22 protein-coding genes and 2 pseudogenes are annotated in these 22772 nt (G+C 66.4%); 9 read left to right on the top strand and 15 right to left on the bottom strand.

Going from position 1 to position 22772, the window contains the following annotated elements; translation table 11 throughout:
* Nucleotides 1-901, top strand: a 901-nt coding sequence (locus AB839_RS03715; protein WP_241776742.1) for a tyrosine-protein phosphatase, incomplete at its 5' end; no start/stop codon positions are given.
* A gap of 93 nt (nucleotides 902-994) precedes the next feature.
* Here AB839_RS03715 and AB839_RS03710 read toward each other — a convergent pair.
* The 9 genes from AB839_RS03710 to AB839_RS03670 all read right to left on the bottom strand — a co-directional run bounded on the left by AB839_RS03710 (nucleotide 995) and on the right by AB839_RS03670 (nucleotide 9324).
* The gene (locus AB839_RS03710; RefSeq protein WP_061478325.1) at nucleotides 995-1252 is read right to left on the bottom strand and encodes a hypothetical protein; all 258 of its coding nucleotides are present in this window, start codon (nucleotides 1250-1252) and stop codon (nucleotides 995-997) included.
* Nucleotides 1249-2601 (bottom strand): hypothetical protein, encoded by a 1353-nt coding sequence (locus AB839_RS03705; RefSeq protein WP_061478324.1) that lies wholly within the window; start codon nucleotides 2599-2601, stop codon nucleotides 1249-1251. Before AB839_RS03705 ends, AB839_RS03710 begins: the two co-directional genes overlap by 4 nt.
* 20 nt (nucleotides 2602-2621) lie before the next feature.
* Nucleotides 2622-3761: an SPFH domain-containing protein gene (locus AB839_RS03700; protein ID WP_061478323.1), complete on the bottom strand. Its 1140-nt coding sequence runs from the start codon at nucleotides 3759-3761 to the stop codon at nucleotides 2622-2624.
* 137 nt (nucleotides 3762-3898) lie between these two features.
* Nucleotides 3899-5203 carry a transporter gene (locus AB839_RS03695; RefSeq protein WP_061478322.1) on the bottom strand — a complete coding sequence of 435 codons (1305 nt, stop codon included), beginning with the start codon at nucleotides 5201-5203 and terminating at the stop codon, nucleotides 3899-3901.
* Between the two features lie 49 nt (nucleotides 5204-5252).
* Nucleotides 5253-6002, bottom strand: coding sequence for a hypothetical protein (locus AB839_RS03690; RefSeq protein ID WP_061478321.1), 750 nt, complete (start codon nucleotides 6000-6002; stop codon nucleotides 5253-5255).
* A gap of 13 nt (nucleotides 6003-6015) precedes the next feature.
* On the bottom strand, nucleotides 6016-6720 hold the full coding sequence (locus AB839_RS03685) for a C39 family peptidase (protein WP_061478320.1): 705 nt from the start codon (nucleotides 6718-6720) through the stop codon (nucleotides 6016-6018).
* Nucleotides 6721-6819: 99 nt separating this feature from the next.
* Nucleotides 6820-8136: a hypothetical protein gene (locus tag AB839_RS03680; RefSeq protein WP_061478319.1), complete on the bottom strand. Its 1317-nt coding sequence runs from the start codon at nucleotides 8134-8136 to the stop codon at nucleotides 6820-6822.
* Between the two features lie 43 nt (nucleotides 8137-8179).
* Nucleotides 8180-8797 carry a hypothetical protein gene (locus AB839_RS03675; RefSeq protein ID WP_061478318.1) on the bottom strand — a complete coding sequence of 206 codons (618 nt, stop codon included), beginning with the start codon at nucleotides 8795-8797 and terminating at the stop codon, nucleotides 8180-8182.
* Nucleotides 8794-9324 carry a hypothetical protein gene (locus AB839_RS03670; RefSeq protein WP_061478317.1) on the bottom strand — a complete coding sequence of 177 codons (531 nt, stop codon included), beginning with the start codon at nucleotides 9322-9324 and terminating at the stop codon, nucleotides 8794-8796. The genes AB839_RS03675 and AB839_RS03670 overlap by 4 nt, the downstream gene beginning before the upstream one ends.
* Nucleotides 9325-9721: 397 nt before the next feature.
* Here AB839_RS03670 and AB839_RS03665 point away from each other — a divergent pair, with 397 nt between their 5' ends.
* Nucleotides 9722-11077: a sigma-54 dependent transcriptional regulator gene (locus AB839_RS03665; RefSeq protein WP_061478316.1), complete on the top strand. Its 1356-nt coding sequence runs from the start codon at nucleotides 9722-9724 to the stop codon at nucleotides 11075-11077.
* Between the two features lie 7 nt (nucleotides 11078-11084).
* On the opposite strand, the gene AB839_RS03660 is transcribed toward AB839_RS03665, so the two are convergent.
* Nucleotides 11085-11966: a PD40 domain-containing protein gene (locus tag AB839_RS03660; RefSeq protein ID WP_061478315.1), complete on the bottom strand. Its 882-nt coding sequence runs from the start codon at nucleotides 11964-11966 to the stop codon at nucleotides 11085-11087.
* Nucleotides 11963-13003 (bottom strand): hypothetical protein, encoded by a 1041-nt coding sequence (locus AB839_RS03655; protein WP_061478314.1) that lies wholly within the window; start codon nucleotides 13001-13003, stop codon nucleotides 11963-11965. Before AB839_RS03655 ends, AB839_RS03660 begins: the two co-directional genes overlap by 4 nt.
* Nucleotides 13004-13094: 91 nt before the next feature.
* On the opposite strand from AB839_RS03655, the gene AB839_RS03650 reads away from it, so the two are divergent.
* Genes AB839_RS03650 through AB839_RS03635 form a run of 4 tightly spaced genes read left to right on the top strand, consistent with a single transcriptional unit; the run spans nucleotide 13095 to nucleotide 15142 of the window.
* Complete coding sequence (locus AB839_RS03650; RefSeq protein ID WP_061478313.1) at nucleotides 13095-14021, top strand: LysR substrate-binding domain-containing protein; 927 nt, start codon at nucleotides 13095-13097, stop codon at nucleotides 14019-14021.
* The gene (locus tag AB839_RS03645; protein WP_061478312.1) at nucleotides 14018-14479 is read left to right on the top strand and encodes an AraC family transcriptional regulator; all 462 of its coding nucleotides are present in this window, start codon (nucleotides 14018-14020) and stop codon (nucleotides 14477-14479) included. The genes AB839_RS03650 and AB839_RS03645 overlap by 4 nt, the downstream gene beginning before the upstream one ends.
* A 10-nt stretch (nucleotides 14480-14489) precedes the next feature.
* Nucleotides 14490-14915: a VOC family protein gene (locus AB839_RS03640; RefSeq protein WP_061478311.1), complete on the top strand. Its 426-nt coding sequence runs from the start codon at nucleotides 14490-14492 to the stop codon at nucleotides 14913-14915.
* Nucleotides 14912-15142: a hypothetical protein gene (locus tag AB839_RS03635; protein WP_061478310.1), complete on the top strand. Its 231-nt coding sequence runs from the start codon at nucleotides 14912-14914 to the stop codon at nucleotides 15140-15142. The genes AB839_RS03640 and AB839_RS03635 overlap by 4 nt, the downstream gene beginning before the upstream one ends.
* A 7-nt stretch (nucleotides 15143-15149) precedes the next feature.
* Here AB839_RS03635 and AB839_RS03630 read toward each other — a convergent pair whose 3' ends face one another.
* The 3 genes from AB839_RS03630 to AB839_RS03620 all read right to left on the bottom strand — a co-directional run bounded on the left by AB839_RS03630 (nucleotide 15150) and on the right by AB839_RS03620 (nucleotide 18015).
* Nucleotides 15150-15845 (bottom strand): HAD family phosphatase, encoded by a 696-nt coding sequence (locus AB839_RS03630; protein ID WP_061478309.1) that lies wholly within the window; start codon nucleotides 15843-15845, stop codon nucleotides 15150-15152.
* A 104-nt stretch (nucleotides 15846-15949) separates the two neighbouring features.
* Nucleotides 15950-16690: a DNA/RNA non-specific endonuclease gene (locus tag AB839_RS03625; protein ID WP_061478308.1), complete on the bottom strand. Its 741-nt coding sequence runs from the start codon at nucleotides 16688-16690 to the stop codon at nucleotides 15950-15952.
* A 311-nt stretch (nucleotides 16691-17001) separates the two neighbouring features.
* Complete coding sequence (locus AB839_RS03620; RefSeq protein ID WP_061478307.1) at nucleotides 17002-18015, bottom strand: DUF4034 domain-containing protein; 1014 nt, start codon at nucleotides 18013-18015, stop codon at nucleotides 17002-17004.
* A gap of 159 nt (nucleotides 18016-18174) precedes the next feature.
* On the opposite strand from AB839_RS03620, the gene AB839_RS03615 reads away from it, so the two are divergent.
* A complete protein-coding gene (locus AB839_RS03615; protein ID WP_061478306.1) occupies nucleotides 18175-19749 on the top strand; it encodes a CocE/NonD family hydrolase in 1575 nt (524 codons plus the stop codon).
* Between the two features lie 531 nt (nucleotides 19750-20280).
* On the opposite strand, the pseudogene AB839_RS03610 reads toward AB839_RS03615, so the two are convergent.
* A pseudogene (locus AB839_RS03610) lies at nucleotides 20281-20996 on the bottom strand (TonB-dependent receptor plug domain-containing protein); the annotation flags it as partial.
* A 128-nt stretch (nucleotides 20997-21124) separates the two neighbouring features.
* Between AB839_RS03610 and AB839_RS03605 the strand changes: the two are divergent.
* Complete coding sequence (locus AB839_RS03605; RefSeq protein WP_229298448.1) at nucleotides 21125-22288, top strand: serine hydrolase domain-containing protein; 1164 nt, start codon at nucleotides 21125-21127, stop codon at nucleotides 22286-22288.
* Nucleotides 22285-22759 (top strand): annotated as a pseudogene (locus AB839_RS20990) (trypsin-like serine protease). The gene AB839_RS03605 and the pseudogene AB839_RS20990 overlap by 4 nt, the downstream one beginning before the upstream one ends.
* Nucleotides 22760-22772: the final 13 nt, after the last annotated feature.

Below are 22772 nucleotides of genomic sequence, written 5' to 3'. Positions count from 1 at the left end.
CCCCATGAAGACCCGCCATACCGAACTCGCCCTGGCCCTGATGCTGAGCCTGCCGCTGGCCGCGACGGCTGTTGCCGCTGATGCGCCACACGCCGTCGCCGCGAAGGCCTCCGCCGCCGCCAATGTGAAGCCGGTCGCTGCCGATGCACAACGGGTGATTCCGCTGCAGGGTGCCTGGAATGTACGTACCTTCGCCGGCCTCCAGGGCCGCCACGGTCCGATTCCGGCCGATGCATTCGTGCGCACCGCCGATCTCGGCCGCCTGACCGAAGCCGACCGTGATGCCCTGGTCGCCGCCGGTGTGAAGCTGGACATCGATCTGCGCACCGCCGATGAGGAGGCACAGTCGCCGGACCTGCTGGCCCGCGATGATCGTTTCGATTATCAGCGCATCTCCCTGATGGGCACCGAGAAGATGGACCTGCAGAAGATGATGACAAGCTTCCCCGATTCGCTGGGCGAAGCCTATGTGCAGTGGCTGGGCCACAGCCAGCCGCAGTTCAAGCAGGTGTTCCAGCGCATTGCCGCGCAGCAGGACGGTGCGGTGCTGTTCCATTGCACGGCCGGCAAGGACCGCACCGGCATCATCGCCGGCCTGCTGCTGGACCTGGCCGGCGTGCCGAAGGCCGAGATCGTGCACAACTACGCGATCTCCGCGCATTACCTGGAAGGGCAGCCGAAGGATAGCGCGATGAACGCGCAGATCATGGCGCTGGTCAGGCAGAACCCGGAGATCGGCCGCAAGTTGGCGGACATGGCCGGTACTGCGCCGGACAACATGGAGCAGTTCCTGGCGGCGCTGCACAGTCAGTACGGTGGTGCGGAAGGGTACCTGAAGTCGATCGGGGTCAGCGAGCAGGAGATCCAGCAGTTGAAGGTGCGGCTGGGTCAGGCCGGCTGATAGGTCGTGCCGGCTGTTGGCCGGTTGACGTGCAGATACCGAAGGGATGCCGGCCATCGGCCGGCATGACCCGCAGCCTGGCATGGCCTGGCGCTACTGATCCGGCTTCACCCTTGCCACCCGTTTCCGGTACTCATACACATTGTCACCGCGGATGCGCTTTTCCTCGGTGCCGGTGACCCGGCCGACCTGCTGGTCCGAGCCGGTGACCGGCTTGGCCTCGATCTCGGTCTCGTGCTCGAAGGAGTGCGATTTGTCGGTGTTGCGGTAATAGCGGTACAGCGCCCAGTACAGCGCGGTTGCGCCGGCCGGACCTGCCGCCAACAGCCAGAGGCCACTGTCGTCGCTCATGTCGATGCCACCAGGAAGGCAATTGCGAGGGCTTCAATGACGGTGCCGGTGGCCAGGGCCGCCAGCAGCATCTTCCATTGCTGCACGGGCACACTGCCCATGGTTTCGCCGGTACGGCCGTTTACCGCGATGTAGTGCAACATGCCGCCGTTCTTTCCGGGCTGGTGATACGAGTACAACCACACCGGCAGGTACATCGACACCCAGCGCGTTCCATGCACCTCCAGCTGTTCCTGTTCCCAGCGCACGCCACGGTTGTAGCGCCTCACCGACCCTTCCACCTGCGCGCGGGCGATCGACAGCAGCTGGTCTTCCAGCCGCGGCCGCAGCTTTTCCACATCCAGGTTGCGCTTCTCGGAGGTGAAGCCAGCCAGGTATGAGGCGTTCCATTTCACCGCGTTCTTGGTGTCGAACGGCAGGATGGTGTTGATGATGTTATTGGTGTTGGCGCGGGTATCCAGATTGCCGCGCTCGGCCGAGGATTCCAGAGGCAGGTCATCAACCGTGAAATCCACCTGGCGTTCGACCTGGTAGACATCGGCGTCGTACAGGGTGCGCTTGTTCTTCTCGGTGCCGACCGTGTATTGCCGGGTCTGGATCTCGCCCTTGCCGGCCACGGCCGCGCTGACGTTGCTGTCCACGATCATGTAGGGCAGGAACACGCCCACCACGTTTTCCGGGGTGAACTGCTCCTTGAACGCCTTCAGCGCGAACATGCGGCGCTTGTCGACGAACTGGCGGATGCGCGCGACCGCATCGTCCTTCTTGATGTGGAAGGGCAGCACCGCGTCGGGCACCGCACCATTGCTGATCTGTTCGTTGACGCCGAAGACGTGGCGGCACCAGTGGCAGCGCGCCGTCATCGTGCTTTCGGTGTTGACCGTGACTTCGGCGCCGCAGCCCGTGCACTTGAACGTCATCAACGCCGAGGTGTCGGCATCGATGTTGCGTGCACCGGAGGCGATGACCGTGCCACGCAGCTGGTCGATGGCCTCGCCCAGCCCGAATTCCTCCTCGACCCGCGCGCCATGCCATTCGTGACGGCAGTACAGGCAGATGAGGATATCGGTGCCGGCCTTCGGCCGGATGTCGGTGGCGCCGCACTTCGGGCAGCGGTTGAGGCCGTCCTTCAGCTCGCTGGCCGAGGTATCAATGGCCACGGGATCGGGCGCTTCCACTTCATCGCGGATGGCCTGTGGCAGTTTCGAGGTGTCCAGCGGGAAGCTGCCGGGCAGGGGAGGGACGTCCTGCGGCGAACCGGGCCCATCCAACGACGCCGCCGGCAAGGGCGGCGGCGTCGCGGGCACGGATCCGGGCAGCGGCGGTGGGCCGTTTCTGGGATCGGACATGTGGGTTGTGCGTCCTGCTGTTACAGGCCCAGTGCCTTGGCTTTCAGGGCGTCATAGTCGCCCTGGGTGATCAGGCCCAGGTCCAGCATTTCCTTGGCCTTCTTCAGCTTGGCCACCGGATCGTCGGCAGCCGGCGTGACCGGCTGCTGCATGCCGCCGACACCGAACATGCCCGAGGCCATGCCGACACCGACCAGGCCAGCCGCACCGCCGTTCTCGCCGGCCGACTGGATGCCCTGGGCGACGCTCGCCTGCAGGTTGGAATTGCCGCGCGAGCCGGACAGGGCATCGGCGCGCTGCACGGTCTTCAGCAGTTCGCGGGTGTTGGCGTCGTACTCGATCGAGACAATGGCGGTCTTGACGATGGCCAGGCCGCGATCCGACTTCCACTGGTAGCCCTGCTCGACGGCGGCCGACAGGCTCTGTGCAAAGCCCAGCGAGTCCTGCTGAAGCCTGGTGATGCGGTTGCCCTTGCCCGGATCGTTCGTGTACAGGCTGAAAGCCGGCGCCAGCGAACCGACCACTTCATTGAACAGCTGGCTGGCGGCGGCGTTGTCCAGGTCGGTGAAGTCGAACACCTGGCCCGGCTGCAGGTAACTGGCCGGCACGAAGTTCTTCACGAACAGGATCGGGTCGACGATCTTCAGCGTGTACGAGCCACGCGTGACTGCACCCACCTGGGTATTAAGGAAGCCGTCGTCCCAGTAGATTTCCGACTGGGTCCCGAAGCGGTTGTCCGGCAGCTCCTTCAGCGAGACGAAATAAGCCGCCTGCTGAGAACCGGGTTGGCCGCCGAACTTGAAGCGTTCCCAGCTCTGCTTGATGAAGGTGCTGACCAGGCCGTCACCGGCGAAGATCGATTGCGAGTTCAGGTCGTCCGAACGCCACTCGTAGCCGCCCGGTTCGGCGACGAACGCGGTGATCGCGCCGTCCTGGAACAGCAGCAGGCCGTAGCCCTCCGGCACGATGATCTTCGAGCCGTTGCTGATGATGTTGGACGAGCCGCTGGTGTTGGAGCCGCGGCCGGCGTTGGTGCCGCGCGGCACCGCCGCGAACAGGGCCGCCGTCGAGGGCAGGCCCGTGGGCACGGTGTAGAAATCCTTCCACTGGTCGGCCAGCACACCACCGACCGCACCCTTCACCGCCTGTACCAGACCCATGTCCAACTCCCTGTGATTCGAGGGCAGGCACCATGCCTGCCGAGCTGGGCTGAATATAGCAGCGGGCAGGGACCGCTGTGGTGCCGGGAGATGAATCCAGGCCCTGCCGGGGCGCAGGGCCGTGCCTGGCGCTGTCTCTACAACATGTACGGGATCTTGAAGGCGAGCGTGAAGTCCGGTGCATCCGGGGTCAGCCCGATGCCGAGCAGGGTCACCAGTGTGGTGTGCTGGTTGAGCGCGTAGGTCACGCCCAGATTCAGTGATGCCGCGTTGGCGTCGCTGCCGATCACTTTCATCCACTTCCCGCCTTGGAAACGGGTGGAAGCGCGGGCGCTGATGCGGTCGCTGAAGGACAGGCTGAGGCTGGTGCGCTCGTTGAACGCAAAGGCGACGCCAGCGCCGAAGTAGACCGCGCCGCCGAGCTTCACGTCACCCGGGTTGACCGTGTCGGGGTTGCTGTCGATATCACTGAAACCACGCGGGAACGAATGCACATAGCCGACGTTGGCGAACAGGATTGCCGGATCGGCGGTCTTGACCATCGACAGGCCCACGTTGGCCTGCCACACGCCATTGCCGGTGGGCTGTTCCCTGGGAACGGCGAAGCGGATGTAGTCATCGTCGTCGCGCTCGATCACCTTCCAGTCCAGACCGTAGGGTGCGCGCCCGGTAGGGGCGGTGACCCCGGCGGTGAGCACCGTTTCCGGGCGCCAGCCGCGTTCGCCGAACAAGCGGTAGTTCGCACTCAGGCCGATATCGCCCAGCCCGTTGCCATTGGTTTCTTCCTGCGCGATCGCGGCCGCCGCACCGCCGGCGCCGCCCTTCTGGTAGACGGTGCGCCGCGCCAGGTAAGGCACGTCCAGGTTGAGCGTCAGGTTCGGGCTGACGCCCCAGCGTGCGGCCAGGTTGTAGGTGAGCGAATCGGATTCAACGTTCTCGATGGCGATGTTGCCGAGGAAGATCGCGTCCAGCGCCAGGAAACCATTGAGGGTGAGCTGCTTGCGGTCGTAGCGCGCGTAGGTGAGGCTGTTCTCGACGGTGAAGCGGCGCGAGAACAGGGCCGACTGCTGTTGTTTCACATCATCCACGCTGCGCCGCGATTCCTGCTTCGCCTGCTGTGCCTCGGCCGCCGTGCTGGCGTAGCCCTCGCTACCCTGCGACGTCTGTAGCGCCGAGCCATGCTCGACTGCGGCGCCCGTTGCCGCCGCCGTTGCCGGCCCGGTGGGCCCGGTGCGTCCACTCAATCGCGCCTGCATCGCCTGCACCTGCATGTCCAGTTCGCGCAGCCGCCGCACTTCCTGTGCATAGTTGGATTTGAGCTGCTCCAGCTGACTGGCCAGTGCCTGCACGTCGGCGCCATCGTCCGCCGCTGGCGGTGCGGCGAAGGCGGTGCCCGCCAGCGCCGCCAGCGCCAACGGGGTGATCCTCATCAAGGTGTGCATGTTCGTGTCCTGCGTTGTGGAACGCTTCCCCCAACGCCGTGCCGTGGTGCTATCGGCCCGGCCCCATGCCGCGGTTCATCGCAATCGCCTGGGCCACGTTCTGGCTCAACGGCAGGTTGCCGCCCGCGGTATCCCGCACCAGTTCCAGCCGCAGCTGGTTGCTGGCGATCTGCCCGTCACCGGCCAGGGCGATGCCCTGGCCGACGCTGCCGTTGCGTATCCATTGCTGGACCATGCCCTGGCCCTCCACCTGCAGTTGCAGGCGTGCCTGGTTGCCGTCCAGCACTGCGGAGGCCGAGACGCCTGCACCCTGCGCACTGAGCGAATGCGCACCGTCATCGGAAAGGCCCGGCACCGTGCCGTTGCGCACCACCAGCGTGGTCGCATTGCGGGCGACGTTGCCATCGCCGGCCACCTGCACGCTCTGCACCAGGCCATTGGCGTTGGCCAGGCCGGTGCTGTCGATATGGCGGCCCTGCGTGTCCGGCAGCGGCGCATCTGCGGCAGTCACGTGCACGCTGGGCTGGAAGCTCAGTTTCGGGCTGCCGCCGCCGCGGAAGTCCATGCCCAGGGTCAACGCACCCTGCAATACGTTTCCGTTGCCGGCCTGCCACTGCGAGACCATCGTCACCCCGAACCACGCGACGGTATTGCCGCCCACGGTGTAGCGGCCGCGCATCAGGTTCAGTTCGGGATCCGGAATTTCCTTCAGGCCGCGTCCCGGCGCAGCATCCGCCGCCTGCAGGGGCAGGGCGGAGCTCGCCAGCAGCAGGAGCATCAACAGACGGTGGCGGAACATGGCGGAACCTCCTTCAGAACAGGTCGGCGTGGCTGAAGCCGAAATCGACCAGTTCGGCATCGGTGATCGGCCCCTGTCGCGCGTAGAGCGCGCGGGCACTGGGCCGTTCGCTGGGTTGCAGCAGGACTGTGTTGCGATCGAAATCACTGCCGATCACCACGAATACGGCACGCGATGCCCACGCAGCGAGGAATTCAGGCAGCGCCAGGCTGCGGTTGCCAAGGATGGGATCAGCCACCTCGACCACACCGCCGCGCACCTGCTTGAGCACCACGAAGTGGCGGAAGCCGCGCACGTCCATCAGCACAAGACCCGGAACCCGAAGCGTGCGCAGGCGTGCCTCATCGATGCGATAGCCGCGCCCGCGCATGCCCAGCGATTCCACGTAGCGCTTGATGTCGAGCAGCGAAAAGCCACGCTCGGCTACCAGCGCCGGGTCGGACACCCCCATCATCCCTTCGATCACCGTCGCCTCGTCGGTGTCCAGGTGGTAGGCATGGCGCAGGATGGTCGCCAGTGCGGCCGCTCCGCAGCTGTAATCGGTGTGCTGGCGTACCACGTTGCGGTAGCGCCGTTCCTGCATGCTCTCCACCTTCTGCTGCAGCAGCGCACCATTGGGCAGTACGCCGGCGAAGCCGACGTCGCCCGCCCGCGCGGACGCGCCGCCCAGCAACAGCAGGCAGGCCAGCAGGCGTATCGAGAGACGGTGGCCGAACATCGCATTCTCCGGCAGCAAGGGGGAGCCCCTGTCCCAAGGGGGAGGAGGAACAGGAGCTCCCGGGAACCCGGCCATTGGCGGACGGCCGGGGTGTTGCGCTTACTCGCCGCTGCCACCACCGCCGCCGGTGCTGGGCTGGGCGACTGCCAGGGCCAGGCTGTTGGCCTGCAGGTTGCCGGTGCCCGCGGCCACGTTCACGCCGATGTTGCCCGAGGCGCCGGAGAAGGCGCTGCCCGACAAGGCCGAGGTGTTGGTCGCGTTGACGTTCACCCAGCGCGTGGTGCTGACCGTGCCGCTGAGGCTGGCATACAGGTCGGCCACGCCCAGCTCGACGAACTGGCTGGTGCCACTCTCACGCGTATCGAAGCCCAGGCCACCCACCCCCGGCCGGTTGGGGTTCATCGTGGCGTTCTGGATCTGGTTGTCCAGATCGATATGGCCGGTGCTGTTGCCACCCGGGTGCGGCAGCTCGCCACTCCAGGTATCCAGATAGTAGTTGGCCATCTGGTAGGCGTTGCCGGTACCGCGGTAGGTGCCGGCGCCATAGGCCAGGGTCAGGCCGCTGACGCCGCCACGCATGCCGACCTGCACGGTATCGGTGTAGGACTGCACGAAGCCGGCGTTGCTGACCGTGTTGCCGGTGGAGACCTGGTTGGAGCTGATGCTCGACTGCGCCACCGCGGTGGTCGCGACCGACGCCGCCAGCGCGTTCTTCTGCTCGTTGTTGTTGCCCGAAGCAATGTTGACGCCGATGTTGCCTGACGCACCGCCGAAGGCATTGCCACCGAGACCTGCGGCATTGGTGACGCCGGAGTTCATGGTCGCGTTGCCGAAGCCGGCCTGGTTGACGAACACCTCGGCATCGGCCATGCCGAAGCTGAAGGACGCGTCGGCGGCGGACAATGACGCGGCGTTGTCCTGGGCGTTGTTGTCGCCTGATACCACGTTGAAGCCGAGGTTGCCGGAGGCACCTGCGCCCACGCTGTCACCGATGGAGGCACTGTTGGTGACCAGGCTGTTGCTGGTGGCGTTGTTGCTGATCGACTGGCGGTTGTCGATCACGGCGATGGCCGCCGAGTCGAGGTCGATGTCGCCGGTGATGTTCGGGTCGCCGGAGAAATTGATGTCAGTGCTCAGTCGCAGGTCCTTCTCCAGGTTCACGTCGACGCCGTGGTTGTTCTTCTCCTTGCGTTCGTCGGCCTGGATGGTGCTGTGCTTCTGCACATTGACGTTGACGGTGCGGTTGCGCACGTCGTTGTCGGTGTGGTTGTGCGTCTCGTTGCGGGTTTCGCTGACGGTGTGGGTGTGGTTGATGTTCGCGTTGGCGTTCTGGTTGTCCCAGCCATTGGCCGCAGCGGCGGTCGAGGCAGTGGCAATCGCCATGGCGAGCATGGTCCGTTTGACGGTCGCTTTCATGGTGCCCTCTCTCTCATCAGGTGGTGCATCGGTTGGGTGGTTGTCACGGGCGGTCCTGCACGACCAGGCCCAGTACATTGGCCGTGTCATTGCCGCTGCCCGCGATCTGATTGAGTTGCAGGACCCCGTCGAATCCCCGCAGCGCGGTGCTGGTGACACCGGCGCTGCGGGTGCCCGTCGCGACGCCGCGACCGGCGTCGTCCCGCCCCCCTGCCAACGCGGAACCCTCGGCGGCCAAGGCCGTATCGTCGGTTTCGCGTATGCCCTGTCGGGCCAGCGTCGCGCTGACGACGTTGAGCGTCGTGTTGGCGATGCCGCTGGCCTGGTTGATGGATGCGATGCCGCTGGCACCGGCCAGCGCCTTGCCATCGATGACGGCAGTGGCGTGCATCGGTGCACGCAGCACGCGGTTGCCACCGCGCAGTTGTCGGTTGGCGATCGAGACGTCGGCATGTTCGCCCGTGGCGATGCCGCGCAGGTTGGCCTGCAGATTGAGGTCGCCGGCCGCCTGGTTGACCGCGATGGCGCCGTTCGCGCCGGCCAGTGCATGGCCGTCGATGCGGGCAACGTCGAGGTAGGCGAGCATGCCGCTGTAGTCATCGGCCTGCGCGATCAACGGCATGGCAGGCAGGATCAGCAGCAGCCAGTGCGCCCGCCTCACTTGCCACCTGCCGGGGCCATGCCCTGCAGCGGGAACTGGCCGAGCGCGCCGCGCACGGTCTCGCCAATGCCGCGGGTACTGTTGCCGACCGCGCCGAGCGGCCCGCTCATGGCGCCACCGAGACTGCTGCCGACCATGCCGTCACCGTTGCGGCCGAGCGTACCGCCCAATGCCTGCTGCGTCACACGTTCGACCGTGGTGCCTGCGGGTGCGGTGGCTGTGGCTGCCTGACCTGCCCCCATGCCTGCGTAGTCCTCATCGCTCAGCTCGTCCATCCCGTTTGCCGGGGCACCCGCACCGAGGGCCGCCGCGATCTCGCGCTGGGGTTTCGGGTCGGCGATCAGCGCCATGCCGGGCGGCGCCATGCGATAGGCCGGGCGTGCGGACACATCACGCAACAGGACGATTTCGCCCGGTTGAGCCTTCACGCCCTGGCGTGCACCGGAGGCAGAGGCGCTCGCGCCAACCGACAGCAGGGCCACGGCCAGCGTTGCCAGCAGGCCGCGAATGGGGGTGATGCCGTCCATGCCGATCTCCCGTGGTGGGTGCGGCGGAAGCACGCATCAACCGTGCCAACCCTGCAAGGCTTGGCTGCCCTGGCGCCAGGCGCTGGCGGGAGTCGGGTGCTGCTGCCGCGCTGTTACAGCACCATCGGAAAAATGTTGGGATCGCGCTGTACCTAGCGCCGCAGGGCAAGGCGGGCGCCCGACTGTCACACTGGCGTTACAGGTGCCGTCGCGGACTGCAACGATGCCGCTTCAGCCGGTGCTTTCTTGACGCGGCGCTCATTGCGCCGCCGTTTAGCGCAGCGCTAGGATCCGCCCATCAAAGGCCGCTGCGGTGGCCGTAAAGGGTCCCGGCGGAGGGCGGCACGCCGGTGATTGCCTGACAGTCCGCCGACGGTGTCCGGATGCTGGGGGAAGTATGGCGGCGGTCCCGGAGGCTTCTACATCACGTTGCGTGCTCTGGTTCGGCGAGCCGCTGGCGAACGAGCGCAGCGCAATGGCGGCCGCAGGCTGGTACGTGCGCCGCATCCATCCCGACCCGGCGATGGCGATCGGGCTGCGCGGGCGTGACCGGCTGCTCGCTGTGCTGGATCTTCGCCATCTGGATACGCCCGCGCTGCAGTTGCTGGCGCCATGGATCGAACAGCACGTGCATCTGCCCTGGCTTGCGGTGCTGCCACCCGGCGCAGGGCCCACGCCTGCAGCGTGGCTGCCCTTGCTGCAGCGTTGCATCTCGCGGTTCACGCTGCCTTTCGGCCTGCAGGACCTGGTGGCTGCGATGCGCCAACAGTTCGACGCGGATGATCCTTCTGCCAGCGAGGTATGCGGCGGCCAGGGGCCACGCGCACTGATCGGCGAGAGTCCTGCGTTGCATGCGGTGCGCACCGTGTTGCACAAGTTCGCGCCGGTCGAACTGCCGGTGCTGGTCACCGGCGAAACCGGTACCGGCAAGGAGCTGGCGGCTCACGCGCTGCATGCGTTGTCCGGCCGTGCGGGCAAGCCGTTCATCGCGGTCAACTGCGGTGCCATTCCGGCCAACCTGGTGCAGTCGGAGCTGTTTGGCCACGAGCGCGGCTCGTTCACCGGCGCCGACAAGCGCCAGATAGGCGTATTCGAAGCCGCACACGGCGGCACCGTGTTCCTCGACGAGGTGGGCGACCTGCCGGCGGAGGCGCAGACCAGCCTGCTGCGCGTGCTGCAGGAAGGCACCTTCGAGCGCGTCGGCAGCAGCCAGCCGCTGCGGGCCGACGTGCGTGTACTCGCGGCCACCCACGTCGAACTGGAGCACGCGGTGGCGCAGGGGCGGTTCCGCAGCGATCTCTACTATCGGCTCAATGTGCTGCGCCTGCTGATGCCGCCCTTGCGCGAGCGTGGCGCCGATGTGCAGCTGCTGGCCGAGCACTTCCTGCGCTGCTTCCGCCTGCGCCACAGCGTGCGTGCACGTGGCTTTGCGCCCGCTGCGCTGCATGCGATGCGGCGCTTCGGTTGGCCCGGCAACGTGCGTGAACTGCTCAACCGGGTGCAGCGGGCGGCGATCATGGCCGAAGGCGAGCTGATCAGCGAGCGCGACCTTGAACTGGGTGGGGCCGAGCATGCGCCGCCGGGCGCGATGCTGCAGGATGCCCGCGGCCAGGCCGAGCGCGATGTGCTGCTGCAGACCCTGCGCCAGACCGGCTACAACGTCTCCGAGTGCGCACGGCAGATGCAGATCTCGCGGGTGACCGTGTATCGGCTGTGCCGCAAGCATCGTCTGGAACTGCCGGCGCAGCGTTGAGTGCGGATCATGGTTCGCCCGAACGGTAGCGGATGCGGTACAGGTCCAACCCCGCACCGTCTGCGCGCCGCGCCGAATAGGTCAAAGTGTCAGGTTGCGAGCCATCCAGCATCGCACCGTAGCTGTCGCCGGAGGCTTCGTTCACCGGGGAGGGCAATGCATGGCCCGCGTCATAACGGCCTCCACGCTCGTAGGCCATGAACTGGCGGACCGGTGCAGTGGCGAAGTCCAGGGCGCGGGCAAACACCACCGTTTGGCCGTCGCCCAGGAACGTGGCATCGAACTCCTGTGCGGCGGTATTGATGCCACCCGCCAGCGGCCGCGCCGGCTGCGCCACGCCGCCGATCATCGTGGCGCTATAGAGGTCATGGCCGCCGGCACCGCCCGCGCGATCGCTGGAGAACAACAACGTACGACCGTCCGGCGAGAGCATCGGCGCGAACTCGTCGGCCGCGCTGTTCACCGCGGGGCCCAGATTCTCCGGTTCGCCGAATCGACCGTCACGTCCAATGCTGACCCGGTACAGATCGTCGCCGCCCTGGCCGCCTGCTCGATCCGAACAGAAATACACCGTGCGGCCATCGGCAGAAAAGGCGGGATCGAAGTCTCGTCCCGGCGTGTTGAACGAGACCGGCGTCGCCGGCCGCCAGCCCTGCCCATCGTGGCGGGAGACCCAGATGTCATACCCGCCCGGACCGCCGGGACGGTTGCGGCTGAACCACAGCGCGGTGTTTCCGTCCGGGCTCAGGGTCAGTCGAATCTCGTCGTACTGCGTGGATGCAACGCCCGGCGCAAAGCGTTCAGCGGAGCCGACGATCTGCAGCACGCTTGAGGGAGTCGCGGGGGGCGACGCAGCAACCAGCAGCATCACGGCCAGCCGCGCTTTCATGCCTGCCGCTCGAAGTCGCTGACCCAGTTGGTTTCCCAACTGCGTCCCCCATCGGTCGAAGCCGCCTGTTCCCAGCGCGCCGAGCGCGGGGTAATGCGTGACCAGATCACCCGCGTCTGGATCGCCCGTCCGTCGTGCTGGTCTTCGCCGAAGAAGCGGCCGACACCGGCCTCGAAACCACCGCGCAGCGGCGCGCCGATCCGGGCAGGCTCCCGGCCGTCCAGCCACCAGCTCAGCCAGTGCCGCTCAGCGGCGTTCCAGGCGCGGATACCCATGCCGCGCAGCGGTGCTCCCGGCACGTCCATCAGGTTGTCGCCTACGTTGCCGAATCCTCCGAGTACCGCCCAGTTGTGCAGGGTGCCGTTGAACGCGTCCCACGCATCACTGCCTGCCAGCCGAGCGCGCAGGCGACGATGGCGCACGTTCCAATGGCCCACCAGGAAATCAAAATCGCGCGGTGCATCCGGCAGCTTCGGAAGCGGAGAGGGGACCGCCGCAGTGCGGCGGAACCAGTTGCGCCAGTTCACTTCCCAGTGCGCGCCGGCATCGTCGGAGAACGCCTGCTCCCACCACGGCTCCTCGCCATGGATGTCATGCCAGCGGAACCAGACGTCGATGGGGCGTCCCTTGAAGTGATCACGACCACGGAAGCTGCCGCCATCGCCTTCGAAGACACCGCGCACGGGCGCTTCGATGTGGGCAGGGTTGCGCCCATCGATCCACCAGATCGACCACGTGGAAGACACTGGATCAAAAGCACGCACGCCGAGGCCTCTGTACGGGCCCGAAGGCAGCGCCATGACGTTGTCATCGATGGTGCCGAGCCCGCCCAGGGTGAGCCAGACCGCGCTGGCGCCGGTGAAGGCTTCCCAGCGGGTGTCGCCCACCAGGCGCTCCTTCAGGCGTTGGTGCCGGACCTGCCAGTTGCCCTGCAACCATTTCCAGTCTTCGCTGTGGCTGGACAGGGGCCGCCCCGAGGGTAGGGCGCTTGAGGCTGCCACTGCGGCCAAGGTGGCCAGGAACTGCCGTCGATCCATGTGCGTGACCCCTTGCCGGAAGTGCCTCCATCGTTGCGGGTGCGAGGGGGATTGACCACGCAGATATCCGGGCTCAGGCTAAGCCACACTTATGGTGACCCAACGCCAGCTTCCATCGCTTGCCGCCATCCGCGCCTTCGAAGCGGCGGCGCGGCTGGGCAGTTTTGCCCGTGCCGCCGAGGAGCTCGACACCAGCGCGGCATCGGTGAGTTACCACGTGCGCCGGCTGGAGGCCCAGACCGGCACCTGCCTGTTCCTGCGCCACGCACAGCATGTGGAGCTGACGGAAGCGGGTGCCAGCGTCGCGCAGGAGGCCACCCGGGCATTCGATGCACTGCGCGCCAGCTTCATGCGCGCCGCAGACATGGATGCGGCGCGACTGCGCCTGTCCGTGCTACCCACGCTGGGCACCAGTTGGCTGACACCGCGGCTGGGCAGTTTCCGCAGCCGCCATCGGAGCATCGTGCTGGAACTGGACCTGTCGGCAGAGCCGCAGGACCTGGCCGCCGGGCATTTTGATGCTGCCATCCGCAATGGGCATGGCGAGTGGCCCGGGCTGCAGGCCACGCCCCTGTTCCCCAGCATTTTCACCCCGTTGTGCGCGCCAGCGCTGCTGCCGGCGGCAGACGGGCTCGGGCGCCGGGCCTTGGAGGTTCCGCTGCTCGGCAGGCCCGACTGGTGGGCACTGTGGTTTTCCGCACATGGCGCGGTTCCGCCGCCGGCCGAGGAGAGCCTGGTCAGCCCCTTTGCGGTAGAGCATCTGGACGTCGGCGCGGCCATTGCCGGGCAGGGCATCGCCATTGCTTCGCCAATCCTGTTCCAGGCCGAACTGGACAGCGGGCGCCTGGTGCAGGCACATCCCGGTGTGGCCAGCGACGGGCGTGGTTTCTGGTTCGTGGCACCGACGGCGCGCAGCCGGAGCGCCAAGGTCATTGCATTCGGTGACTGGCTGGGCGAGCAGGCCGCGCAGGCCAGGCATGCGGCGCGACATCATCTGGGGCGCACGGTGGCGGCATGAACCAGAGCCCTGAACTGCTGCGACGCCTGCTGCGTGCCAAGGACCGGATGGACCATGCCAGTCACGAGGACTGGCCGGTGGCCCGCCTGGCCGAAGTGAGTGCCGTATCGCCCGCGCATTTCGCGCGTTCGTTCAAGCAGGCATTCGGGCTGCCGCCGCACCGCTACCTGTTGAGCCGCCGCATCGAACGGGCCGTGGCGATGTTGCGTGACACCGATCTGCCGGTCACCGAGATCGCCGCGCAGACCGGCTGGAGCAGCCTGGGCACCTTCGGCCGCATCTTCCGTGACATCACCGGCGACAGCCCGGGCAACGTGCGCGAGCGTGAGCGGGCCGGCCAGGCGACGCCGGCCTGCGTGCCGGAGTGCCACGCACGTGCCGCGCAGCGACCGGACCTGAACATGGCAGTTTTGGAGAAGCGCCGACGCGCGGCGGTTGCTAACGTGGATCCCACGTGAGGGAGGTTCCATGACAAACACTGTGAACACGGTCGGCCTCTATGTGCGCGACCAGGATGAAGCGCTCGCGTTCTACGTCGGCATGCTCGGTTTCGAAGTGCACACCGATGTGCGCAATGGCAGCTACCGTTGGCTGACGGTACGCAGCCCCGACCAGGACGGATTCCAGCTGGGGCTGTTCGTTCCGGGCCCGCCCACACACGACGCGGCCACCGCGCAGGCACTGCAGCAGCTGGTGGCGAAAGGCGCAATGCCGCCGCTGGTGCTGGCCGTCGATGACTGTCGGGCGCGCTATACGCAATGGCTGGCACGGGGCGTCGAGTTCACCCAGGAGCCGGTCGAACGCTATGGCGCCATCGATGCCGGATTCCGTGACCCGTCCGGCAATGGCTGGAAGATGATCGAAGCCCGCTCCGAAGCGAGGCGCCGTCAATGAGCCGGGGTGGCTGGGCGCGGCCCGTGCATCGCTGGACCTCGATCGTCTTTACCCTGGCGGTGATCGCCAATTTCGCCGCTCGCGGGCTGGGGCAGGGCGAGCCGGCAGCGTGGATCACCTATTCGCCGCTGCCGCCATTGTTCCTGCAGCTGTTCACTGGCCTGTACCTGTTCGTGCTGCATTACACCGGGAAACGCCGCAGCGCCACGCTGGGCGCTGCAGGCTGAGGCCGCCTCAGGCGGCAGCGTCGGCGGCGTAGGCCGCCAGCAATGCCGGCAGCTGGTCCATGCGCTGGAAGATCACCTTCGCACCCGCAGCGCGCAGGGCCTCCGGCGTGCTGTGGTGCGGGCCGCCCTCGCTGAAGCCAAACACGGTTGCACCCGCCGCGACGCCGGCGGTCGCGCCGGTCACGGTGTCTTCAATGACCGCGCAGCGCTTCGGATCCACACCCAGCGCGGCAGCGGCCGCCAGGTAGACGTCCGGGTGCGGCTTGGTGTTCGGCATGTCCTGGCCGCTGTAGACGTGGTCGCAGAAGGCATCGAGGATGCCGACCTTGCCCAGCTGCAGCTTCACCTTGATCAGGTCGGCACCGGACGCGCAGGCAATGCGGCCACCGGTCGCTGCGGCGATCGCACGCACGGCCTCGGGCGCCCCCCGGATCGGCTCCAGATCCCGTTCCAGCGCCCGGTTGCGCTGCTGGCGGAACTCCTCCAGCCATTCCTCGGTGAACGGCTTGCCGGTGCGCTCTGCGATCAGCCCGGCCAGATGGGCCACGGATTGGCCCAGGAAGACCTCGCCGGCCTGCGCAGGCGTCAGCGGCCAGCCGCGTGCGGTCAGCATCTCCGAGAGCACGCGGGCCACCAGCGGCTCGGAATCGACCAGTACGCCGTCGCAGTCGAACAGCACGGCATCGAAGGGGAAACGGGGCATCTACAACTCCAGGGCGCAATGCGGTGGTGCAATTGCCCGTCATTTTCCCACAGCCATCCTTGCCTGGCACCCGGACCGGGTGCCACGCATTCCCGGCAGGCCGATCAGCCCAGATCACAGCCCGCCGGCTGCGGCCAGGTGCTGGCAGGCAGCATGTTCTTCAGCGAGGTCGGTGCGTTGATCGCCACATAGCTGGCGCCCAGCAGCTCCTCCAGATCGGCAATCGTCACCAGGTAGTTGTCGAGGCTGCCCAGGTTGGCCTCGTTGGGAATGATCCAGCTGATCGCCTTGGCGGTTCCGGTGTTCGGGTCACGGGTGATGATCGTCTTCCAGAAGAACTCCGGGGTCGGGATGCCATGGCTGGCCAGGAAGTAATCGTTGGCGGCGTCGCCGTAGACCACGCCACCGTAGACGTCCACTGGTGCGATGTCGCGGTAGCACTCGGCCACGTTCTCGGCCTTCACCCAGATGCCCTGGTTGAAGCTGGACACCTGCGGCACGATGTTGGTCATGTAGTTGGCGCGGCGGATGTAGGTCGCGTCGTAGTCCATGTGGTTGGACGTGACCAGATGGCCACGGTCGTAGCCGGATCTGATGCTGGCGTAGGACGCGGTGCTGGTCTGGCCCAGGCAACCGGCCGGCAGGTCCGGGTCCTTGTAGAAGCTGGACGGCCGTGCGGCCGAACCGGTATCGGCGGTAAGCGTGTACTCGTAGCGGGTGGCGCTGTGGATGCTGCAGTCGTAGGTCAGCACGAAGCCGCCCTTGTTGAGGGTGACCACCTGGGCCTGTGCAGCACCGGCAAAAGCACTGAGTACGAAAGCAAAGACAAAGCTTGCAAAGCGCATTTCGATTCTCCAGCAGAAGATTCAGGGCGCAGCCGCCCGTCACGACCTGGCCGGGGCGAGGACATGCGGAGATGCTGCGGAGACGGGTGCTGCGGATTGCGGTGGAACCTGGCCGCGTTGTTGGGCCATCAGCCCTGCGGTGTCATAAGCGTCACAAGCTGGCGCCTTGTGGTCAATGACGAAAGGGCGAAGCTGTGATCATGCGCAAGCACTGGTGATATGTCAGATCACGCGGCGCGTGGATGACACGCGCGCGTGCTAGGCGCCTGGCAGGCCTGCCAGCTGCGCCCCTGGGCCTGCGGCGGCGGGCGCTACAGGAATGTTTCCTGTTCTTCGTCCGGCGCCAGGCATGCGGCCTTGCTTTGCTCGGTCGAGTGCGCAATGGCCGCCTCGTCGAAACCGGCGCGGCTCAACCACAAACGATTCCAGCGGACCAGTGCGTCGCCGTCGCGTGCCAGGCAGGCATAGCGGACGATCGATTCCAGGTTGTCGATGGTCGGGTACTGCTGGGCGATTTCGTCCAGCCCCTGGCGCATCAGCGGCCAATCGGGCTTCGCTGCGCGGAAGTGATCGGGCGAATATTCGGTGGCCGACCAGTACAGCCGTGCGTAGCGCATGGCTCGCTTCTTCTTTGGTGCACTGGCCATCGAGTGCCGCGCGAAGGCTTCCATCTTCTGCGCGCTGCCACCCCAGGCCGGCGTGAAGTACTCCATGGCAATCAGGTGCAGTGGTTCGTAGTCGGGGAAGGCCTTCGCTGCGCGATCAACGAGCGCCAGCATTTCGTCGTCATCCGCGCTTTCGCGCAGCGCGATCAGCACGTTCATTTCGTGCCAGAACGGGTCGCCGCCGGCAACATCCTCATGCGATTGCAGGTAGGCCCGCGAAACCGCGTTGTACTCATGGAACTGTGCCCAGTCTTCGGCGTTGACGGTGTTGGCGTAACCGTTGCCGCGGTAGCTCCAGGCCAGGTTGAGTGGAATCCGTGCGGTGATCAGGTGGGCCGCCGCAGACTTCGGCGCGTGCTGAACCCAGCGCGCCGCCCATGCAGACCAGTCGTTCCAGGCTTGAACCTCCTGCCGCGACGTGCCGATTGCACGCGACATGCAGATGTAGAAACGGCCGAGCCGGGATTGGCCGGCGGCGTTGAGCTCGCCCTTGCGGAAACGCGCGGCCATCGCATCAAGTGCCGCAAAGTCGTCGTTGGCCATCAGCCGCGCAATCTCCGCGCAGTCGTTGGCCGCTTCGGGGGCATCTTCCGCCAACACTGAAGGGGCGAACAGACAGGCGACGCTGGAGAGCGTGCCTGCGACGAGCATCCTGTGCATCGGGGGCGTCCTTGCTTTGATGGGAGACTGCGGAGGGCCCGCAGTGCCTCGAAGCATAGCAAGGCGCGCTTTGCGGCATGTTGCGTCGCAAGGTGCCAGCCACCATTCGCACTGGTACGGTCCGATCCGTTGCACCACCACCGACGGGGAGAGACAACGATGCGCAAGGTTCTGCTGCTGTTGATCCTGCTGACCGGGCTGGCGCCCGCGGCCCTGGCGGCCACGGTCAAGACCACCCATCGCACCATCCCCAGCTGGGATGGCACGCCCCTCGGGGCCTTCGTCATCGAACCCCAGGATGCCGGCAGTGGCCGCTATCCGCTGCTGGTGATGCCCAGCAGCTGGGCAGTGCCCAGCGCGGAGTACGTGGGCGTGGCACAGTCGCTGGCGCAGCGCGGCTATGTGATCATCAGCTACAGCTCGCGCGGCTTCTGGGAGTCCGGCGGCAGCATCGACATCGCCGGACCCGCCACGGTCGAAGATGTCAGTGCCCTGATCGACTGGGCGCTGGCCAACACCCGGGCCGATCCGGCCAGGATCGGTGTCTCTGGCATCTCCTACGGGGCCGGCACCAGCCTGCTGGCGGCGGCACGCGATCCGCGCATCAAGGCCGTTGCCGCGCTGAGCGGCTGGGCCGACCTGCAGGCGTCGCTCTACAGCCATGACACGCCCAGCGCACAGGGCATCACCCTGCTGGTGGCAGCGGGCCTGGCCACTGGCCGCCCCGGGGCGGAGCTGGCCACCATCAACCGCAATGTGCTGGTCGGCAACTACCAGGGGGCGGTGGACTCGCTGCTGCCGGTAGCGGCACAGCGCAGCCCGGCCAGCAGCCTTGATGAGATCAATGCCAACCAACCCGCGGTATTCCTCGCCAACGCCTTCAACGACAGCCTGTTCCCGCCGGGCCAGCTGGTCGACTTCTTTACCCGCCTGAAGGGACCCAAGCAGTTGCAGCTGCGCCATGGCGACCACGCCCTCAACGAAGCCTTCGGTGCGCTCGGCATTCCCAATGAAGTCTATGCCGCGGTGGGCGACTGGTTCGACCACTACCTCAAGGGCGTGGCCAATGGCATCGACCGCCAGCCGGCGGTGCAGTTGAAGTCGCAGAAGGGCAGCTGGAGCCGTTATCCGGACTGGCAGGCCACCTCTACCGGCGCCGTAAGCTACGGGCTGACCGCGCCGACCGGGTTTCTGCTGCCCACCGGAGGGCTGGCCGAGAGCGGTGGCGGCACCGGTTGGACCTACCGGATCGGCAGCGGCCTGCTGACCGCCGCCAACTCCGGCGTGGTGATGGCGTCCGGCGCGCTGCAGATGCTCAACCTGCCGCCCGGCGCCCATGTGCCGTTCGTTGGCCGCAACGCCGCAGGCGTCTGGCAAGGCCCGATCTACTGGAGTGCACGCCGCCTGGATGGCGCACCGGAAGTGCGGTTGACGGTGACGCCCACGCGCGCCAACACCACGCTGTATGCCTACCTGTATGCCGAGGATATGCTGGGCAACGGCCAGCTGATCAGCCACAAGCCGTACACCCTGCGCGGTGCCACGCCCGGCCAGCCGAGAACCATCGATCTTCGCCTGGAAGCCAGCAGCTGGAACCTACCGACCGGCAGCCGGCTGACCCTGGTGGTCGATACCGTGGACCTGCGCTATGCGGGCATCAGCCAGCTGGGCGGTGCGGTGACCTTCAGCTCGCCGGCCAACGCGCCATCGGTGCTGAAGGTGCCGCTGCATTGATTCAAAGCCACACGGCCTTCGCTCGACGCCATGCCGGGCGAAGGCGTTTCCGGGTGGATCAGTTGCTCCGCACCCGCGCTGCGGCGGAGCTTGCGCGACGGATGCGATCCAGGTGCAGGGCAGGGTGGCGCGGCTCACTCCCCCTGCGGCAGCAACACTCGGATCATTTCGTGCTGCCTGGACGGGTTGGCCCGTTGCACGAAGCCTTGGATGATCGAGGCCGCCACCTTGCGCTGGTTGTCCATGTCCAGCAACGGCGCGATGGCCTGCCCGGAATCCTCGGGAACGTCACGGAACGGGCAATCGACCGGGCCAGCCGTGGTGAACGTCAGGATTGCCTTGGCGACGCGCGCCGACGGCGAACGCGGCGCATCGAAGATCACCAGCGTCCGCTCGTAGCTGACGCCTGTGGCGCGTACGGTCGAGTGCAGGGAATCCTCGATGGTCATGTGCGCGCCGAGATCCTCGACAATCACAAGATGGTTGCGGATGATGTCCGACCACACTGTCACGGCCTCCACGGTATCGCGTGCGCATGCCCGAGCGGATGTCATAGCGGCTGTCCATCGGCGGGTAGGCGCGCAGGAACGGATTGGGCGCCAGCATCTTCGAGCCGCGCATGCCGGACTGATCGTCGATCCAGTCCAGTGCGAACTGCACGTCGAAGTCATCGCCCGCATACGCGCCCAGGTTCAGGCGTGCCGCGTTGATCTGCTTGTCGCTGACCGGCTGGCCGTTGAAGGTGTTCTCGCCAAACCCGTCGTGGTTCATGCTGGCCACTGCCACACGGGCGCGCAGGCCACTGTTGGCACCGCCGATCGGGCCGCCGATGGCCGCCTTCGCATCCAGCTGGCTGTAGTTGCCCATGGTGATCTGGGCGAAGCCCTCGGTCTGGGTGGGCAGGCCGCGCGAGATGTACTTGATCGCGCCGCCGATGGTGTTCTTGCCACACAGCTTGCCCTGCGGGCCGCGCAGCACCTCGATGCGCGAGACATCGAACACATCCAGCAGCGCACCCTGCGGACGCGCGATATAGACGTCGTCCAGGTAGATGCCCACACCCGGATCCGCGCCCCAGGTGGGATCGGACTGGCCGATGCCGCGGATGTAGGCGGTAATCGTGCTGCTGGCGCCGCGGGCGGCGTAAATGGTCAGGTTGGGCACCTGCGCATCCAGGTTGCTGATGTCCTGGACATTCATCTTGTCCAGCGCCTCGGAGGTAAACGCAAGGGCTGGGTCAAGGCCAGTTCGGGGGCGGCCATGGTCGAGTCCCGCTGGAGGTGCCAGATGGCACCTCCAGACGCGGCTGACAATGGGCTATCTTGAGCGCCCGTTCCCACGCCGCCTGGATCGCCCACGCATGGAAGCCCGTTCGATGACTGTCCGAAGCAAGGTGTGGCTGAGCGCCTTTGTCCTGTCCACTGCGTTGCTGGCCGCAGGCTGCACGCACAAGGACGTACCGGCGAAGGATCTTGGGACGGATATCGAGCAGGTGGCGCAGACACTGATCGAGCAGCCACTGCTGCACTCCACTTCGATCGCCGTCGTGCACCGTGGCAGGACGTTCATCCGTCATCACGGCGAGATGGTTGCCGGCAAGCCTGGCGCACCGACCGATGCGACGCTCTACGAGATCGGCTCGTTGAGCAAGACCTTGGCTGGCACTCTGATCGCCCATGCGGTCCTGGAGGGCAGGCTGGGGTTGGATGACGATGTTCGCAAGTATCTGCAGGGTGACTATCCCAACCTGCAGTTCAAGGATGAGCCCATCCGCATCCGCCATCTGCTGTCGCATACCAGTGGCCTGCCGAACATGCTGCCGGAGCGCGCGAATACGGTGCTGGAGGACTTCACCGATCAACGCACGCCCGGTGAGCTGAATGCCATCTATGCCAGCTACGGCAAGTCGGACTTCCTGCGGGACCTGCATGCGGTGCAGATCCTCCGGGCGCCGGGAGGCGAGTACGCCTACTCCAGCGCCGGAACGCAGCTGGTCGCGCACATTCTGGAACAGGTCCATCAGCGCGATTACGAGGTGCTGCTGCGTGGCTTCTTCAGTGATTCGGCCGGAATGACGGGCATCAGGATCGGCCTGGACGACACCGAGGCATCACGCCTGGCGATCGGTTACCACAGCGACAACCCGGTGCCGACCACCCCCATGCCGACGTTGCCGTGGGGCGCCTCCGGGAACGTGAAGGCCACCGTTCCGGACATGGTGAAATACCTTGAATTCCAGCTGGCCAACGGTCCGGTGGTAACCGAATCGCATCGTGCACTGGCCAGGTTCGACGACACCTTCAGCATCGGCTACTTCTGGAACATCGTTTCCGGCGATCGCCTGAAGGGCGTGTATTACGCCCACCATGGGGGAGTGCCGCGTTCGCAGTGCTACGTCTACATCATCCCCAAGCACGATCTTGGCATCTTCGTCATCACCAACCAGAGCGGTGACCAGACGGCGCACGCCATGGAAACGGCGATCGATACGCTCGTCGAAAGAATTGCTGCACGGGATGGCAATGGAGGGCTCCGATGATCTGCCGCCTCATCCTGGTGCTTGCCTTGATCCCGTTCGCCGCCGGTGCCGTGGTCATCCGCGACGATGTTGACGATGCCCGATACCACATCGACGCATCGGTGTTCCCCGCACTGGCCGACATGCCGGGTGAGGGTCATGGCGTCCTCATGCTCCGCAATGGGTGCTGACCGCTGCGCATGCAGCACCGAACCATCACCGGCGGCAACGAACGCTATCTCTGGTACCGGTTCGATCCGCCCGCGCGGGGGGCTGCCACTGGAGGGCGTGTTGGGAAACGGCGACAGCGGTGGTCCGCTGCTGATCGAGGATCACGGAACGCCAGAGGTGGTGGGTCTTGGATCGTGGATCACCGCCGTTCCCGAGCATGCGCTAGAGGCGGGCTTCTATGGCCAGGTGGTTTACAACGTCCGCGTGTCCCGCTACCTCGACTGGATCGAAGGCGTCATCGAACGTGACGCGTCACGTTGATCATGCATCCGGG

It is taken from the genome of Stenotrophomonas sp. DDT-1 (genome assembly GCF_001580555.1).
Taxonomy (GTDB): domain Bacteria; phylum Pseudomonadota; class Gammaproteobacteria; order Xanthomonadales; family Xanthomonadaceae; genus Stenotrophomonas; species Stenotrophomonas sepilia.
This window is presented reverse-complemented; position numbering and strand designations above follow the sequence as displayed.